Here is an 18,283-nt window from a genome sequence, read left to right as displayed (position 1 = left end):
CCGAAAGGTCGGAATACAACAATGAACGAGGCGGAGGACTTTTTTAAACCACAAGGAGGAAATTTATCATGGCAGTAATTTCAATGAAGCAATTGCTTGAAGCTGGTGTACACTTCGGTCACCAAACACGCCGTTGGAACCCAAAAATGGCGAAATACATCTTCACAGAGCGTAACGGGATCTACATCATCGACCTTCAAAAGACGGTCAAAAAAGTAGACGAAGCTTACAACTTTGTTCGTGAACTCGCGGCAGAAGGCGGAAACGTCCTCTTCGTTGGTACGAAAAAACAAGCTCAAGATACAATCAAAGAGGAAGCAATCCGTTCTGGAATGTTCTTCATTAACGAGCGTTGGTTGGGTGGAACACTCACTAACTTCTCAACAATCAAAAAGCGTATCAACCGCTTGAAGCAACTCGAAAAAATGGAAGAAGACGGCACGTTCGAAGTACTTCCTAAGAAAGAAGTCATCATCTTGAAGAAAGAAATGACTCGTCTTGAGAAGTTCCTCGGCGGAATCAAGGATATGCCTGGTGTGCCTGACGCCCTCTTCATCGTTGACCCACGTAAAGAGCGTATCGCAATCGCGGAAGCTCACAAATTGAACATCCCAATCGTTGCGATTGTCGACACAAACTGTGACCCAGACGAAATCGACTACGTAATCCCAGCGAACGACGATGCAATTCGTGCAGTTAAATTGCTCACTTCTAAGATGGCAGATGCAATCATCGAAGCGAAGCAAGGTGAAGAAGAAGTTGCTGAAGAAGCTGTAGCGACAGAAGCTGAAGCTACAGAAGCTGAGTAATCAGTGAGACAATAGGTGATAAAGGGAAAGCCTTTTATCACCTTTTTTTAGGACATGTAATCAAAAAGCCCTGTGCTTTTTCTTAAAATTCGTTAGTTTTACAAGGAGGAATTTCCGATGGCAGTTACAGCAGCAATGGTAAAAGAACTTCGTGAAAAAACAGGAGCAGGAATGCTTGATTGCAAAAAAGCACTCGTTGAAACAGACGGTGACATGCAAGCAGCAATCGACTTCCTTCGCGAAAAAGGAATCGCTAAAGCAGCAGCAAAAGGTGATCGTATCGCCGCTGAAGGTTTGACAGCAGTAGCAGTTGAAGGCAACAAAGCTGTGCTCGTCGAAATCAACTCAGAAACAGACTTCGTGGCGAAGAACGAGAAGTTCCAAACACTCGTAAACAACGTAGCAAAAGCAGTACTCGCATCAGGAGCAACAACTGCAGAAGCTGCACTCGCGGCTGAGTACGAAGCAGGTAAAACACTTGAAACGTACATTCAAGAAGAAGCTTCGACAATCGGAGAGAAAATCTCACTCCGTCGTGTAGCTGTTCTTGAAAAAGCTGACGATGCAGTATTCGGTACGTACCTCCACATGGGTGGTCGCATCGGGTCAGTCGTTGTAATCGACGGCACATCTGACGAAACAGTTGCTAAAGACGTTGCAATGCACGTTGCTGCAGCACGTCCACTTTACGCGACACGCGATGAAGTATCAGCTGAAGAAATCGACCGCGAGAAGAAAGTCTTGACTGAGCAAGCACTTAACGAAGGCAAGCCTGCTAACATCGTTGAGAAGATGATTGCTGGTCGTATGAACAAGTACTTCGAGGAAATCTGCCTCGTTGACCAAACGTTCGTAAAAGACAGCGACTTCAAAGTTGGTAAGTACGTAGAATCAAAAGGCGGAAAAATCAACTCGTTCGTACGCTTCGAAGTAGGAGAAGGTATGGAGAAACGTGAAGAGAACTTTGCTGAAGAAGTTATGAACCAACTTAAAAAATAATCTGTGTCACAATCAGTGATGCAACTAAAAATGGGAACACGTCTGTATAACCTTGAGTTAGTTCGTTAAGGGAGCGTGTTCCCTTTTTTCAAGCAAGAGGAGGCAAAGTTATGGAACCGAAATATAAACGAATTGTGTTAAAATTGAGTGGAGAAGCGCTCGCTGGAGATCAAGGTTACGGGATCGACCCTAACATTGTAAACTCAATCTCAAGTCAAATTAAAGAATTGATCGAGATGGGTGTAGAAGTCGCCGTTGTTGTAGGTGCCGGAAACATTTGGCGTGGAAAGACGGGTAGTGAACTCGGGATGGATCGGGCAAACGCAGATTACATGGGTATGCTCGCAACTGTATTGAACTCACTTGCTCTTCAAGATAGCCTTGAAACGTACGGTGTCCAAACGCGCGTCCAAACATCAATTGAAATGCGACAAGTTGCTGAACCATACATTCGTCGTCGCGCAATGCGTCATCTTGAAAAAGGACGCGTCGTTATCTTTGCGGCCGGCACAGGAAACCCATATTTCTCAACGGACACGACAGCTGCCCTCCGTGCGGCTGAAATCGAAGCTGATGTCATCTTAATGGGTAAAAACAATGTGGACGGCGTCTATTCAGCTGATCCGAAATTGGACGCGACGGCAGTGAAGTACGATACGTTGTCTTATCTTGACGTCTTAAAGGATGGACTTCAAGTCATGGACTCGACAGCAACGTCACTTTGTATGGACAACCACATTCCATTGATTGTATTCTCATTGCTTGAAGAAGGTAACATTAAACGTGTCGTTCTCGGGGAACATATCGGGACGGTAGTAGGAGGAGTCAATTCATGAGTGTCAAAGAAGTATTGAAAACAGCTGAAGAAAAAATGGAAAAAGCGCATTCTTCACTTAAACGTGATTTTGGAACGCTTCGCACTGGCCGTGCCAGCGCATCGATTTTGGATCCTGTCCAAGTTGATTACTATGGTGTCCCAACACCACTCAATCAAGTGGCAAACATCAATACACCAGAAGCGCGCCTACTTTTGATTCAACCATGGGATAAGTCAATGGTTTCTGAAGTAGAGAAAGCGATTCAAAAGGCAGACCTCGGCTTGTCTCCATCATCTGACGGTACGGTCATTCGTTTGGCGATTCCTGCATTGACGGAAGAACGTCGTAAAGAATTAGTTAAAGTCACGAAAAAATACGCAGAAGAAGCGAAAGTCGCTGTCCGTAACGTTCGTCGTGACGCAAATGAAAACTTGAAGAAACTCGAGAAAGATGGCGAGTTAACAGAAGACGATCTCCGCGGATATGCAGATGACGTTCAAACGTTGACGGATTCGTATATCAAGAAGATTGATGAATCTGCAGCAATTAAAGAAAAAGAAATCATGGAAGTGTAATCACGGAAGTGGTATACCAAAAAGCTGTGTGGGGACCCTTTTTCTGAGAGGGTCCTTCTTTCATACAATCAGGAGGATAACAGAATGTTTAAATGGGTGAATCCTAAAACGAAAATCGAGGCGGAGTTAAGTGTTCCTGAGCACGTAGCCATCATTATGGATGGAAATGGACGCTGGGCCAAAAAACGTGGTCTCCCTCGCATCATGGGTCACCGGGAAGGGATGAAGTCCATCCGGGAAGCGGTACGAACAGCACAAGAACTCGGGATTCGGTCTCTGACGCTTTATGCGTTCTCTACAGAGAATTGGACTCGTCCGGAAGAGGAAGTCTCATTCTTGATGAAACTGCCGAAACAGTTTTTGGAGACCGATTTGAAAGAACTCCACGAACAGAATGTACGAGTGCTCGTTGCGGGAGATACGTCGAAACTCCCACGAGAGACACGAGAAGCCGTTAACGAGGCGAGAGAACGGACCGTCGCGAACACAGGGTTGAATCTTGTCTTCGCACTCAACTACGGGGGACGGGATGAGCTCGTTCAAGCGATGCGCAGCATTGCAGGAGACATTCAGTCCGGTTTGGTTCAGGCAGACGATATCGATGACCGTATGATTGGTGAACGACTCATGACACACGTTCAAGACGTGGATCTCGTTATTCGGACGAGCGGGGAACAACGACTCTCTAACTTTTTATTATGGCAAAGCGCATATGCTGAACTTCATTTCACAGAAGTATTGTGGCCGGAATTTAAGCGTGAGCATTTTGTAGAAGCGATTGAATCATACAACGCGCGCACGCGACGTTTTGGTGGGGTGTAACATGAAGACACGTATTATTACAGGACTATGGGCAGGAGCCATCTTCATCACGGTAATTGCGCTTGGAGGAAATGCATTTGTTTCATTGATGGGGATTTTAGCACTCATCGGATTGAGTGAATTCACGTTGATGCGACAGCATAAGCTGTTGGCGTTTCCGTTCTTGGTGACAGCGCTCCTCGTGGCGTTCCCATTCCTCTTATTATTGATTGAGAATCAGGTTGTCACGGATGAACTTCCGTTCTCGATTGAACAATGGCTCGTCTTAGGGCTCGTGTTGTTGCTGTTTTGGACAGTGGTCACGAAAAATCGGTTCACGTATGAAGACGCTAGTTTTTACTTCGTCTCAGCGGTCTATTTGGTCGTCGGTTTCTCTAGTTTTGCGTTAGTCCGGCTCTCTGAGGACGGTCTATCGAAAGTGTTGCTAATCTTGTTTATGATTTGGGCGACGGACTCGGGAGCATATTTTACCGGAAAGGCATTCGGGAAAGCCAAATTATGGCCATCGATTAGTCCGAACAAGACGATTGAAGGGGCGATTGGGGGCATTGTGTCTGCGATTGTACTCGGTATCATCTTCGTCTGGATTGATCCGATTTTGCCGATAATTGAGGTCGTCATTTTAGCGATTGTCGTGGCGGTAGTCGGACAGCTCGGAGATTTGGTGCAGTCTGCTTATAAGCGCCAGTATGGAGTCAAAGATTCGGGTCACCTGTTACCAGGACATGGTGGCATTTTAGACCGGTTTGATAGTATGATTGCGGTCTTTACCGTCATTTGGGTGTTTAATCTGCTTTAAAAAGGAGTGTCGAAATGAAGCGAATTAGCTTAATTGGTGGGACTGGTTCGATTGGCGTTCAAACTTGTGACGTCATCGAACAGCACCCCGACCTGTTTGAACTTGAGGCGTATGCGTTCGGAACGAACGTCGATGTCGCCACGGAATGGATCAATCGACTTAGACCAAAATATGTGTCGGCAACGAGTATCGAAGTACTCGAACAGTTGAAGCCACGTCTTACATATGAACCTCTCTATTTTATTGGACCGGAGGGGCTGAAAGAGTGTGCGACGGCAGAACGGGCTGACATCGTCGTGACGGCAGTCGTTGGAGCAATTGGACTCGAACCGACGCTTGCGGCGATTCAAGCAGGGAAAGATATTGCACTCGCCAACAAGGAAACACTCGTTACCGCAGGACATCTTGTCAAAGCGGCCGTGAAAGAACATGGGGTCAACCTATTGCCTGTCGACAGTGAACACTCCGCGATTTATCAATGTTTGAACGGGGAACGAAGAGAAGATGTATCAAAGATTATTCTAACGGCTTCAGGCGGTAGTTTCCGTGATCGTTCACGCGATGAGCTGGCTGATGTGACTGTTGAAGACGCACTGAATCATCCGAACTGGTCAATGGGAGCAAAAATCACAATCGATTCGGCGACGATGTTCAACAAAGGCTTGGAAGTCATCGAGGCACACTGGCTGTTCGATATCGATTATAATGATATTGAAGTCATCTTGCATCGAGAATCGATTATTCATTCGATGGTCGAATTTAAAGATGCTGCCGTGATGGCCCAGCTTGGAAACCCGGATATGCGCGGTCCGATCCTTTATGCGCTATCGGGACCGAAGCGGCTTGAAATCGAGGGGAATAAGCGGTTAAACTTGAAGGAAATCGGAAAGCTGCATTTTGAAGAGGCTGATTTCAATCGTTACCCGGCACTCCGGTTAGCGTTCGAAGCAGGAAGAGCCGGTGGTTCCATGCCAACCGTCTTGAATGCAGCCAATGAAGTGGCAGTGGACCTATTCTTGAACGGTCAGATCACGTTTTTAGAGATTGAACGACTCGTCGAAGAAGCGATGGCTCGACATGAGGTCATTGCCGAGCCGACGCTCGCGCAAATTCTAGAAGTTGACCAAGCAGTACGTCAACAGATTCAGCAAGGAATTGAAGGTGGGGAATAAATCATGACGACTTTTATCGCCATCGTTTTGATGTTTGGCGTTCTCATTTCGGTACACGAATGGGGACACCTCGTCATGGCGAAACGGGCAGGCATTCTCTGTCACGAGTTTGCAATCGGATTCGGTCCAAAAATTGTTTCATTCCGTAAAAATGAAACGCTCTATACCATTCGTCTTTTACCAATCGGTGGCTACGTCAAAATGGCCGGAGAAGATTTTGAACCGATTGAAGTCCGAGCGGGTCAGCATGTCGGACTTCGTCTCACTGAACAGGGGACGGTCGATCGTGTCTACTTCCAACCGGACACGGCTACAGATGTCCATGTCGTCGGAACCGTCGATAAGTTCGATTCGACACATGAGTTGAAAGTTCAACTTCTCATCGATGAGGAAGTGCGGGTCTATTCATTAGAGCGAGACACACTCCTTGTCGACCAAGGGATGGAAATTCAAATTGCACCGTATGATCGAACGTTTGGGGCCCAGTCGGTTTGGAAGCGTGTCTTGGCCATCGCAGCCGGTCCGGCGATGAACTTTGTCTTGGCGTTCATCTTGCTCATCATTGTTGGGCTCGTTCAAGGAACCCCAACGAACGATGGTCAAATTGGTACGGTTCAACCGGATTCAGCCGCTGATGAGGCTGGTTTGATGAGTGGGGATGAAATCGTCTCGATTGAAGGCGAGCCGATTACCGATTGGCTCGACTTGCGATCTGCTTTAGAAGACCGCGCGGACACCCCTACGGAAGTCACGTATGTCCGTGATGGAGAGGAAGCAACTGTCACCCTTACACCACAAGCAGTCGAACAAAACGGAGAGACGGTCGGGATTCTTGGTGTCACGAACGCGCTCGAACGATCACCGGTCAAAGCCGTGACGACGGGGGCGGAAACGACATGGACGATGTCGACGCTGATCTTCTCTGCGGTCGGTGATTTGGTGACAGGACAAGTCGGTGTCGATCAACTAGCAGGTCCGGTCGGGATTGTACGGATGACAGATGAAGTAGCGGCGAGCGGTTTGATCATGCTGTTGAATTGGACAGCGCTTCTCTCCGTCAACCTTGCCATCTTCAACTTGCTCCCATTGCCAGCGTTAGACGGAGGACGTTTGATTTTCCTCTTGTTCGAAGCGGTACGCGGACGTCCAATCGATCCGAAAAAGGAAGGATTCGTCCACTTTATCGGATTCGCACTCTTGATGATTTTAATGTTGATTGTCACTTGGAACGACATTCAATCATTCTTTAAATAAGCTGTTTGTAGAGAAGGGAAACGTTGAACTGTATGAAACAATCTAGATTGCTCATGCCTACATTGAGAGAAGTGCCGGCTGACGCGGAAGCAGTCAGCCATCAACTCCTCGTCCGTGGAGGATTCATCCGTCAAAATGCGGCAGGAATTTATTCTTATCTTCCACTCGGACATAAAGTGTTACACAACATCCAAACGATCATCCGTGAAGAGATGAATCGTGCCGGAGCTCAAGAGCTATTGATGCCTGCCATCCAACCGGCAGAACTTTGGGAAGAGACAGGACGATGGGGTATTTACGGTCCTGAGTTGATGCGCTTGACGGACCGTCATGACCGTCGCTTCGCACTCGGTGCGACACACGAAGAATTGATTACATCGATCGTCCGAGACGAGCTCAACTCGTATAAAAAACTTCCGATGAACTTGTACCAGATTCAAACGAAGTATCGTGATGAGCGTCGACCACGTTTTGGATTGCTGCGCGGACGCGAATTCTTGATGAAAGACGCCTATTCATTCCACGCGACACAAGAAGACTTAGATGAAGAATATACCAACATGTATAATGCCTACTCACGTATCTTCGACCGTACAGGACTGAAGTATCGTCCGGTCGTCGCAGACTCTGGGGCAATCGGCGGGAAAGACACGCATGAATTCCAAGCGCTTGCGGATATTGGTGAAGATACAATTGTCTACACGGACACATCGAACTATGCGGCGAATATCGAGATGGCCGAAACGCTCGACCGTTATGAGATGCAACAAGCTGACGTTCGTCCTCTCGAAAAAGTGAACACGGAAGAAAATCGTACGATTGAGGACGTGGCGGCATTCTTGAATGTGGATCCGAAGACGACAATCAAATCTGTCTTGTTTAACGTGGATGGCGAAACCGTCATGGCAATCGTTCGTGGCGACCACGAAGCGAATGAAGTCAAAGTGAAGAACGCACTCGGTGGACTCGACATTCAACTCGAAGAAGAAGCGAAAATCGTTGAGTTGTTCAACTGTGCACCAGGTACACTCGGACCGATTAACGCTCCAGTCAAAGTCGTTGCCGACTATGCGGTCAAATACTTAGTGGATGCTGTCTGTGGTGCTAACGAGGCGAACACACACTACACGGGTGTAAATGCTGCGCGCGACCTTGCCGAGATGACATACCACGATTTACGTTTCGTTGTCGAAGGCGATTTGGCACCGGATGAGTCCGGTCCGGTTCGTTTTGCTCGTGGGATTGAAGTGGGACAAGTATTTAAACTCGGAACACGATATTCAGAAGCGATGGGTGCGACATTCCTCAACGAAGAGGGGCGTGCCGAACCACTCATCATGGGTTGCTACGGCATTGGGGTGTCACGCACACTTTCAGCCATTGTCGAACAACATCACGACGACCGTGGAATCATTTGGCCACGTAACGTAGCGCCGTTCGATCTTCATTTGATTGCAATCAACGCAAAAGATGAGACGCAAGTCGAGTTGGCGAACCGTCTTTATGAAGAGCTCGGTCAAACATACGATATCTTGTTCGACGACCGGAAAGAACGTGCGGGCGTCAAGTTTGCCGATGCAGATTTGATCGGACTCCCGATTCGCGTGAACGTCGGGAAAAAAGCTGGCGAAGGCATCGTTGAAGTGAAAGTACGTGTAACAGGTGAAGTGATTGAAACATCAATCGGTGAATTGAAAGAAGTCATCGCTTCAAAATTTAGCGAAGTTCATTAATGGATGAAGGTGACAGCGGAAGCGGTCACCTTCATTTGTCGAATTGGCATAAAGGGGGAAAGACGGACCCGTGGAAGCAAATCAAAAGATGCAATTATTATTAAGTGACCTTGGGATCACGACCGAGACGGACCTGTTTGATCAGGCCGAACTCTCACGACTCGTCGTCAATAAGAAGCGACGGACGTGGACGTTCTATTTTTCATTTCCAGCAGTATTGCCATACGACGTGCATCAATTGTTCATGAGTCGACTAGAAAGCCGTTATGCAACGTTTGCGGATGAGGTGTACGCTCGGTTCTCGACAGTAGCGGGTGGGAGCGAGCAAGACTATATCGACTATTGGCCACGAATCGTCAGCGAGTTGAGCCAAGTATCTGGCGCGATGCGCAGTTATTTCGGCTCCGTTTCGCCACGATTCGAGCAGAACAAACTTATGATTCCGGTGCGTTCCGCACCTGAGGCGAGTTATGTGGACAAAGAGCTCTGTCAAGAAGTACAGGCGCTCTATAGTGCCTATGGGTTCACAAAAAAACCGTGTCAGGCTCAATTTTCGGAAGACGCTGAGGCAAATCAAGCCCTTCGCGAACAGGTCGTTCAAGAAGATATCGAACAAGCGAAAATGGCACTGGCTGCCCAATTCGCCAAGGCAACAGAAACGAACGACGAACCGATTACAGAAATCCGGATGGGTGCGCTCATTAAAGATGAGATTGTCCCAATCAAGACGATTATCGAGGAAGAAAGACGTGTCGCGATTCGTGGACTCGTCTTCTCAGCAGAGCGCAAAGAGTTGAAGAGTGGTAAGAAACTATTCACGTTCAAGATGACGGATTACACAGACTCATTGATTGTGAAGGTATTTGCACGCGATGACGATGACGACCGTATGCTTAGTGCCGTCAAAAAAGGGATGTGGATTCAAACGGCCGGTCGGGTCGAAGATGATTCGTTCATGCGCGAACTATGTATGATGGCATCTCAACTTCAAGAAGTGAAAGTAGAACCACCACGTGACGAATGGGAAGGTGAGAAACGCGTCGAACTTCACGCGCATACACAGATGAGCCAAATGGATGCCGTCACAAATGTCTCGTCGCTCGTCGCTCGTGCCGCAAAATGGGGACACCGTGCCATTGCCATTACCGACCATGCTGGAGTTCAGGCGTTCCCGGAAGCCTATTATGCCGGGAAGAAAAATGATATCAAAGTGTTATACGGAGTCGAGGCGAACATCGTCAATGATGGTGTCCCTGTCGCTTATCATGCGACCGATGTGGCATTGGATGATGCGACATACGTCGTCTTCGACGTCGAGACGACGGGACTTTCTGCCGTCTACAATAAAATCATCGAACTTGCCGGGGTTAAAATCAAGGACGGGGAAATCATTGACCGGTTTGAGGCGTTCGCAGACCCGAAACATGCCTTGTCAGCGACCACGATTGAATTGACAGGGATCACGGATGACATGGTCCAAGGTCAACCGGACCCGGAAGTAATCACGAAACAGTTCGTCGAGTGGTGTGGCGACAGCATTCTCGTTGCCCATAACGCGTCATTCGACATGGGCTTCCTCGAGGCGACACTCCGTAGTGGTGGGCATGAACCGGACGATTACCCGGTCATCGACACCCTCGAACTTGCTCGAACGTTGATGCCGACGTTGAAGAATCATCGACTCAATACACTCGCGAAGCGATTCGATATCGAACTGACACAACATCACCGTGCCATTTACGATGCGGAAGCAACGGCGTATTTGCTCATGAAGTTACTCGATCTCGCTAAGCAGATGTTCGAAATGACGACACATCGCTCGTTGAACGCGAAAGTCGGCAGTGATGTATCGAAGATTCGTCCGTTCCATGCGACCATCTACGCGAAAAACAAAAAGCCAGGACTTCGTCATTTATACGAGCTCATCTCCTTATCTCACATCGATTACTTGTATCGGATGGCACGCATGCCACGTTCCGAGCTTGTGAAACGGCGAGAAGGATTATTGATTGGTTCGGCTTGTGATAACGGGGAGATTTTTGACGCCGCCTTGAACAAGTCGGATGATGAACTCGAGAAGATGATGTCATTTTATGACTTTATCGAGATTCATCCGCCGGCACTCTACCACCATTTGATTGATAAAGAGATCGTGACGAATGAATTAGAACTCCGCGAAATCATTAAGCGCATCATTCGTGTCGCCGAGAAGGCCGAGTTACCGGTTTGTGCGACAGGGAATGTGCACTATTTAGATCGGTCCGACCGGTCTTATCGCGAAATCTTGATTCGTACACAAGGTGGGGCAAACTTCATCAATACGCGTAAGGAATTACCACATGCGCACTTCCGGACGACAAAAGAAATGATGGAAGAGTTCAAGTTTTTAGGTGACGATTTAGCGCGTGAAATCGTCATCACGAATCCGAATGCAATCGCCGATCAGATTGAGTCGATTCAAATCATCCCAGATGATTTGTACACACCTAAAATTGAAGGGGCAGATGATGAGGTTCGGAATATGAGCTACGACATGGCTCGCTCCATCTATGGAGACGAGTTGCCTGAAATCGTGGAGGCGCGTCTTGAGAAAGAGCTCAAATCGATTATCGGTCACGGGTTCGCCGTCATTTATTTGATTTCGCATAAACTCGTTAAAAAATCACTCGATGATGGATATCTGGTCGGTTCGCGGGGGTCGGTCGGGTCGAGTCTCGTCGCAACGATGACGGAAATCACCGAAGTCAACCCGCTACCGCCTCACTACGTCTGTCCGAACTGTCAGCACTCACATTTCTTTAATGACGGATCGGTCGGTTCGGGGTATGACTTGCCAGACAAGGAGTGTCCGGAGTGCGGCACGTGGTACAAAAAAGACGGTCATGATATTCCGTTCGAGACATTCCTTGGTTTCAAAGGGGACAAAGTACCGGATATCGACTTGAACTTCTCAGGTGAATATCAACCGCATGCCCACGCCTATACAAAAGTACTGTTCGGAGAAGAATACGTCTATCGTGCCGGGACAATCGGAACGATTGCCGACAAAACGGCTTATGGATACGTGAAAGGCTATGCGACCGAGAACGATAAGATTTACCGGAACGCCGAAGTCGACCGTCTCGTTTCTGGGGTCACCGGTGTAAAAAGGACGACGGGGCAACATCCAGGGGGTATCATCGTCGTACCGGACTATATGGACATCGCGGATATCTCCCCGATTCAATATCCGGCGGATGACAATTCGTCTGAATGGAAGACGACTCACTTCGACTTCCACTCCATCCATGACAACTTATTGAAACTTGATATTCTCGGGCATGATGACCCGACCGTCATCCGGATGTTACAGGATTTGTCTGGTATCGATCCAAAGACGATTCCGACAGATGACCCGACAGTCATGAAGATTTTTTCTTCACCAGAAGTGCTTGGGGTGACACCAGAACAGATTGAATCGAAAACCGGGACGCTCGGGATTCCAGAATTCGGGACGAAATTCGTTCGTCAGATGCTTGAAGAGACAAAACCGTCGACGTTCTCGGAGCTCGTTCAAATTTCCGGTCTATCCCACGGAACAGACGTCTGGCTCGGGAACGCGAACGAATTGATTTATAACGGGACGTGCGAACTGAAGGATGTGATTGGTTGTCGAGATGACATCATGGTCTATCTGATTTACGCGGGCCTCGAACCGTCATTCGCCTTTAAAATCATGGAATCCGTCCGGAAAGGGAAAGGGCTTACGGAAGAGATGGAGTCCGAGATGCGAGAGAATGACGTGCCGGAATGGTATATCTCGTCTTGTAAGAAAATCAAGTACATGTTCCCGAAAGCACACGCGACTGCCTACGTGTTAATGGCGGTCCGGATTGCATACTTTAAAGTACATCATCCGATTCTGTACTATGCGACGTACTTTACCGTTCGAGCGGGAGATTTTGACTTATCCGCGATGATCAAAGGTCCCCAGGCCGTTCGTAAGGCGATGTCGGATATTCGAGAAAAAGGGTTCGATGCGACAGCGAAGGATAAAGGGCTACACACGGTCCTCGAACTTGCGCTCGAAATGCTCGAGCGGGGAATGAAGTTCCAAAACATCGACTTGTATCGGTCGAGTGCGACAGAGTTCTTGATTGAAGACAATACGCTGATTCCACCTTTCAACGCGGTCGATGGACTGGGAACGAATGCGGCAAAAGCGATTGTCGAAGCAAGGGAAGAAGGACAGTTCCTTTCGAAAGAAGATTTGCGGAAACGTGCGAAACTTTCGAAAACGGTCATCGAGACACTCGATACGATGAAATGTCTCGAAGGTCTGCCTGATGAGAACCAACTCTCATTCTTCGATTTTGGGGTGTAAGTTGCGATTTATCGGGAAAATATGATATATTAGTATCGAACAAAGTTGGATACTACGACGGAAAGGAGTAGGGAACCCTACTCCTTTCTTGTATGTAAAAGCCAGAAGGAGGGATGAGAGTGTCCAAAATAACAGAAGTCGTTGAATCGATTGCGTTGCCGATCGTAGAACGAGAAAACATGGAATTGGTCGATGTGGAATTTGTTAAGGAAGGTCCAGACTGGTTCTTGCGCGTCTATATCGATAAGCCGGGGGGCGTCGATTTGGACGATTGCGTCAATATCAATGAACAGCTCTCGGAAAAACTAAACGAAACCGATCCGATTGAACAGGCTTATTATCTTGATGTCTCGAGTCCTGGTGCGGAGCGTCCGCTGAAAAAGCCGAGCGATTTTGAACGTGCGGTAGGCAAAAATGTCTACATGAAAACGTTCGCTCCGATCGATGGTGCCAAAGAGTTTGAAGGAATTTTGACGGCATATGATGGGGAAACGGTCGTGATCGAGACACGCATCAAGACAAGAAAAAAAGCGGTATCGCTACCGGTTGACAAAATTGCACAAGCCCGCTTAGCGGTCACGTTTAGTTAAGGAGAGGGAAGAAGATGGGTCCACAATTACTCACTACAATCGATCAGATTGCCAAAGAAAAAGGAATCGACAAAAATATCATTATCGATGCACTCGAACAAGCGCTCATTTCTGCGTATCGCCGCAACGTGGCGAACCCGAACGAGCACGTGAAAGTCGAGTTTGATCAGGTGACGGGGGATATCCGTGTCTACGCTTTGTTAGAAGTCGTAGAGCGCCTCACGCAACCGGACCAACAGCTCTCACTCGAAGAAGCACATGAAATCGATCCGAACTATGAGCTCGGCGATTTCCATAAAGAAGAAGTCACACCGAGTGATTTCGGACGTGTCGCGGCGATGACGGCAAAACAAGTCGTCACACAGAAGATGCGTGAAGCGGAACGCGAACGCATCTACAACCACTTCGCTGACAAAGAAGATGAAATCATGACAGGGATCGTGGAGCGTTTTGACCCACGCAACCTTTATATCGGTCTCGAAAACAACATTGAAGCTGTATTGACACCGAATGAACAGATGCCGAACGAGTCATACCAAATTCATGATCGCATCAAAGTATACGTGACAAAAGTAGATTCAACGACGAAAGGTTCAGGTGCAGCGATTCAAGTTTCGCGTACGCATCCGGGACTTTTGCGCCGTTTGTTCGAACTCGAAGTTCCAGAGATTTCAAACGGAACAGTGGACGTGATGTCAGTATCACGCGAAGCGGGTGACCGTTCGAAAATCGCTGTACATTCGGATATCGTCGACCCAGTCGGCGCTTGTGTCGGACCGAAAGGACAACGTGTTCAAACGATTGTCGACGAATTGAACGGCGAGAAAATTGATATCGTCCGTTGGTCTGAAGACCCGAAAGAGTTCGTTCGTAACGCACTCAGCCCGGCTCAGGTCGTTGCGGTATATGTCAACGAGCCAGCAAAATCGACGACAGTCGTCGTACCGGACTATCAATTGTCACTCGCGATCGGGAAACGTGGTCAAAACGCCCGTCTCGCTGCGAAATTGACAGGATGGAAAATCGATATCAAGAGTGAAACGGATGCCGAAGCACTTGATTTGTTCGATACGTTCGCTGAAAAAGTTGAATCAGAACCAGAAATTGTTCAAAATGAAGTAGAACAAGACTTATCAGATGCTACAGTTGAAACGACTGCGGTGAAAGAAGAGGAATGACCATGAAGCAAAAGAAACTTCCTTTGCGTAAGTGTGTGGTCACACAAGAAATGCTCCCGAAAAAAGAATTGATTCGTGTCGTTCGGACGCCTGAAGGTGACGTGGTCATCGATCAGACCGGTAAAGTGAACGGTCGTGGCGCATACTTATCAAAAGATATCGAAGTCGTCCGTCAAGCAGAGAAAAAACGGACGCTCGACCATCACTTGAAAGTAAAGACGAGCGACGACTTGTATGAACAGTTGAAAGCTGTCGCAGGTGGCGAATCATGAGCCAGTGGGAATCATTGTTAGGCCTTGCTGCTCGAGCGAGGAAAGTAACGATGGGAGAAGAGTTTGTATTAAAGGATGTACGAGCGGGTCGTGCCAAGCTCGTCATTCTAGCCGGAGATGCAGGTGCCTCGACGAAAAAACGAGTCACTGACAAATGTGCGTCTTATCAAGTGCCATTGATTGAAGTGAGCGATCGCTATACAATCGGGGCCGCACTCGGTAAAGACATGCGTGTCGTCGTATCGGTGACAGAATCCGGATTTGCGAACAAGCTTAAGCAACTTCTCTCTTAACTATTAACGGAGGTGGATGCTTTGGGAAAACGCGTCTATGAATTTGCAAAAGAACAGAATGTAACGAGTAAACAAGTCATTACTCAATTAGAAAAATTGAACAAACCGGTGAAAAACCATATGGCCGTCCTCGATGAGGAAACGGTAAAACAATTGGATCGTGTGTTCAATCCTGAAAAATATCGTGCTGAAAAACAAGCGGAAGCGAAAGCGACGTCAACATCGAATGAGCCGAAGCAAGAGAAAAAAGAAGCACAATCGCCACGTCCACAAGCGGGACAACAGAACCGTGGCGGTCAAAACAATCGCGGTGGACAAAATCGTAACGACAACCGAAACAACGACCCACGCAATAAAAAACGTGGAAAAGGGAAAGGCAAAGGCAAGCCGGTAAAAGCGGCTGTGCCACAAGAAGCCGATCCAAACTCGAAGACAAGTCAGCGTAAAGCAGCACGTCTCGCGCAAGAGGCAGAGATGGGCAACGTCATCAAGTATGACGATGTACTCAGCGTGTCTGACCTTGCTTCAAAAATGAACAAAAAGCCAAACGAAATCATCATGAAGTTGATGGGTCTCGGTGTCATGGCAACCATCAACCAAACGCTTGATGATGAAACGGTTGAATTACTCGCTGCGGAATTCGGCTTTGAGGTTGAAAAAGAAGTTGTTGTCGATGAGACAGACTTTGAAACAGTTGAGATCGACTTCTCACAATATGACCTTGAAGAACGTCCAGCTGTCGTTACCATCATGGGTCACGTCGACCACGGGAAAACGACACTTCTTGACTCGATTCGTAACACGAAAGTCGTCGCAGGAGAAGCGGGCGGAATCACGCAGCACATCGGTGCTTACCAAGTTGAAGTCAACGATAAGAAAATCACATTCCTCGATACACCAGGTCACGCAGCCTTCACAACGATGCGCGCCCGCGGTGCCGAAGTGACAGATATCGCGATCATCGTCGTTGCGGCTGACGATGGCGTCATGCCACAAACAGAGGAAGCAATCTCGCACGCAAAGGCAGCGAATGTTCCAATCATCGTGGCAGTCAACAAAATGGACAAAGAAGGGGCAAACCCTGACCGCGTCAAACAAGAGTTGACAGAGTTCGGTCTCATCCCTGAAGAGTGGGGCGGCGAAACAATCTTCGTTCCGATTTCTGCCATCAAAGGCGAAGGAATCGATGAATTGCTCGAGATGATTCTCCTCGTTTCTGAAGTCGAAGAATATAAATCGACACCAGACATGCCAGCTCGTGGTTCAGTCATCGAGGCGAAACTCGATAAAGGACGTGGACCGGTCGCGACACTTCTCGTTCAACACGGTACACTTCGAATCGGAGACTCAATCGTCGTCGGTAGCACGTTCGGTCGTGTCCGTGCGATGGTCAACGATATCGGTCGCCGTGTGAAACAAGTCGGACCATCTACACCGATTGAAATCACTGGTTTGAACGACGTTCCACAAGCGGGTGACCAGTTCATCGTCTTCGAAGATGAGAAGAAAGCACGTGCAATCGGGGAAAAACGTTACCAACGTTACCTTGAGTCACAGCGTCGTGAGTCGGCGAAAGTAAGTCTTGATGATTTGTTCAGCCGCATTCAAGAAGGTGAAGTGAAAGACTTGAACGTCATCATCAAAGCAGACGTTCAAGGGTCAGCCGAAGCATTGGCTGGTTCACTCCGCAAGATTGATGTCGAAGGCGTCAAAGTTAACATCGTTCACCAAGGTGTCGGTGCAATCACGGAAGGTGATGTCATCCTCGCTTCAGCTGCGAATGCTGTCATCATCGGATTCAACGTCCGTCCTGATGGAAACGCACGTTCGATGGCGGAACAAGAGAACGTTGAAATGCGTCTCCACCGCATCATCTACAACGCAATCGAAGAAATCGAGAGCGCGATGAAAGGGATGCTTGACCCAGAGTTCGTGGAAGAAATCACAGGTCAAGTCGAAGTCCGTGACGTCTTCAAAGTTTCGAAAGTCGGTGCGATTGCAGGTTGTTATGTGACAGAAGGTAAAATCACACGTGACGCCGGTGTCCGTGTCATTCGTAACGGAATCGTGATTTACGAAGGTAAACTCGATACGCTTCGTCGTTTCAAAGATGACGTGAAAGAAGTTGCGACTGGTTATGAGTGTGGGATTAAAGTAGAGAAATTTGATGACATCAAAGTAGACGATGTCATTGAAGCGTTCGTCATGAAAGAAGTCGAACGTAAATAATGTGAGGAGGGATCACGTATGAAAATTCGTGCCCAACGTGTTGCCGAGCAAATGCGTAAAGAAATAACAGATGTCTTGTTACGGGAAGTCAGTGACCCGCGTACAAAAAACGCTACGATTACGAGCGTAGATGTGACAGGTGACTTACAGCAAGCAACAGTCTATTATACGGTGCTTGGTGATGAGGAAGATGTGAAAGCAGAAACGCAAGCTGGTCTCGATAAGGCGAAAGGGTTTATCCGTCGCGAAATCGGGAATCGCATCCGTCTTCGTAAAACACCAGAGATCTCGTTTGAATATGATTCTTCAGTCGCATATGGTAGCCATATCGATTCGTTGATTCGTGATTTGAACAAAGATTAATAATTTGAAAGGGG

Annotated in this window: 16 protein-coding genes; all 16 read left to right on the top strand. The window is 47.9% G+C overall.

Translation table 11 applies throughout. The features are described 5' to 3' along the window. The first annotated feature begins 68 nt into the window (after positions 1-68). The 16 genes from rpsB to rbfA all read left to right on the top strand — a co-directional run bounded on the left by rpsB (position 69) and on the right by rbfA (position 18,269). Positions 69-809: a 30S ribosomal protein S2 gene (rpsB, locus tag IRJ25_RS07850; RefSeq protein ID WP_015881415.1), complete on the top strand. Its 741-nt coding sequence runs from the start codon at positions 69-71 to the stop codon at positions 807-809. Positions 810-926: 117 nt separating this feature from the next. Next, positions 927-1,808, top strand: a complete 882-nt coding sequence (gene tsf, locus IRJ25_RS07845; protein ID WP_078146717.1) for a translation elongation factor Ts — start codon at positions 927-929, stop codon at positions 1,806-1,808. Between the two features lie 110 nt (positions 1,809-1,918). Then, positions 1,919-2,644: a UMP kinase gene (pyrH, locus tag IRJ25_RS07840; RefSeq protein WP_015881417.1), complete on the top strand. Its 726-nt coding sequence runs from the start codon at positions 1,919-1,921 to the stop codon at positions 2,642-2,644. Beyond that, the gene (gene frr, locus IRJ25_RS07835; RefSeq protein WP_031421698.1) at positions 2,641-3,201 is read left to right on the top strand and encodes a ribosome recycling factor; all 561 of its coding nucleotides are present in this window, start codon (positions 2,641-2,643) and stop codon (positions 3,199-3,201) included. Before pyrH ends, frr begins: the two co-directional genes overlap by 4 nt. 84 nt (positions 3,202-3,285) lie before the next feature. Further along, positions 3,286-4,023, top strand: a complete 738-nt coding sequence (locus tag IRJ25_RS07830; RefSeq protein ID WP_264092413.1) for an isoprenyl transferase — start codon at positions 3,286-3,288, stop codon at positions 4,021-4,023. 1 nt (position 4,024) lies between these two features. Beyond that, positions 4,025-4,822, top strand: coding sequence for a phosphatidate cytidylyltransferase (locus IRJ25_RS07825; protein WP_159562101.1), 798 nt, complete (start codon positions 4,025-4,027; stop codon positions 4,820-4,822). Between the two features lie 14 nt (positions 4,823-4,836). After that, positions 4,837-5,994 (top strand): 1-deoxy-D-xylulose-5-phosphate reductoisomerase, encoded by a 1,158-nt coding sequence (dxr, locus tag IRJ25_RS07820; RefSeq protein ID WP_264092414.1) that lies wholly within the window; start codon positions 4,837-4,839, stop codon positions 5,992-5,994. A 3-nt stretch (positions 5,995-5,997) separates the two neighbouring features. Beyond that, positions 5,998-7,248, top strand: a complete 1,251-nt coding sequence (rseP, locus tag IRJ25_RS07815) for an RIP metalloprotease RseP (protein WP_015881422.1) — start codon at positions 5,998-6,000, stop codon at positions 7,246-7,248. Between the two features lie 32 nt (positions 7,249-7,280). Continuing rightward, positions 7,281-8,981, top strand: coding sequence for a proline--tRNA ligase (locus IRJ25_RS07810; RefSeq protein WP_269318057.1), 1,701 nt, complete (start codon positions 7,281-7,283; stop codon positions 8,979-8,981). 70 nt (positions 8,982-9,051) lie between these two features. Continuing rightward, on the top strand, positions 9,052-13,344 hold the full coding sequence (locus IRJ25_RS07805) for a PolC-type DNA polymerase III (RefSeq protein ID WP_269318056.1): 4,293 nt from the start codon (positions 9,052-9,054) through the stop codon (positions 13,342-13,344). A 119-nt stretch (positions 13,345-13,463) separates the two neighbouring features. Further along, entirely contained in the window at positions 13,464-13,934 is a 471-nt protein-coding gene (gene rimP / locus IRJ25_RS07800; protein WP_015881425.1) for a ribosome maturation factor RimP, read from the top strand. A gap of 14 nt (positions 13,935-13,948) precedes the next feature. Further along, positions 13,949-15,112 carry a transcription termination factor NusA gene (gene nusA, locus IRJ25_RS07795; protein ID WP_074037219.1) on the top strand — a complete coding sequence of 388 codons (1,164 nt, stop codon included), beginning with the start codon at positions 13,949-13,951 and terminating at the stop codon, positions 15,110-15,112. Then, positions 15,109-15,384 carry an RNase P modulator RnpM gene (gene rnpM, locus IRJ25_RS07790; RefSeq protein ID WP_193343251.1) on the top strand — a complete coding sequence of 92 codons (276 nt, stop codon included), beginning with the start codon at positions 15,109-15,111 and terminating at the stop codon, positions 15,382-15,384. The genes nusA and rnpM overlap by 4 nt, the downstream gene beginning before the upstream one ends. Further along, the gene (locus tag IRJ25_RS07785; RefSeq protein ID WP_015881428.1) at positions 15,381-15,677 is read left to right on the top strand and encodes a YlxQ family RNA-binding protein; all 297 of its coding nucleotides are present in this window, start codon (positions 15,381-15,383) and stop codon (positions 15,675-15,677) included. The genes rnpM and IRJ25_RS07785 overlap by 4 nt, the downstream gene beginning before the upstream one ends. A gap of 21 nt (positions 15,678-15,698) precedes the next feature. Beyond that, positions 15,699-17,906, top strand: coding sequence for a translation initiation factor IF-2 (gene infB, locus IRJ25_RS07780; protein WP_074037217.1), 2,208 nt, complete (start codon positions 15,699-15,701; stop codon positions 17,904-17,906). An 18-nt stretch (positions 17,907-17,924) separates the two neighbouring features. After that, the gene (gene rbfA, locus IRJ25_RS07775; protein WP_159562106.1) at positions 17,925-18,269 is read left to right on the top strand and encodes a 30S ribosome-binding factor RbfA; all 345 of its coding nucleotides are present in this window, start codon (positions 17,925-17,927) and stop codon (positions 18,267-18,269) included. The last annotated feature ends 14 nt before the right edge of the window (positions 18,270-18,283 follow it).

Source organism: Exiguobacterium sp. KJ 601 (assembly GCF_027161185.1).
GTDB classification, from domain to species: Bacteria; Bacillota; Bacilli; order Exiguobacteriales; family Exiguobacteriaceae; genus Exiguobacterium; species Exiguobacterium profundum.
This window is presented reverse-complemented; position numbering and strand designations above follow the sequence as displayed.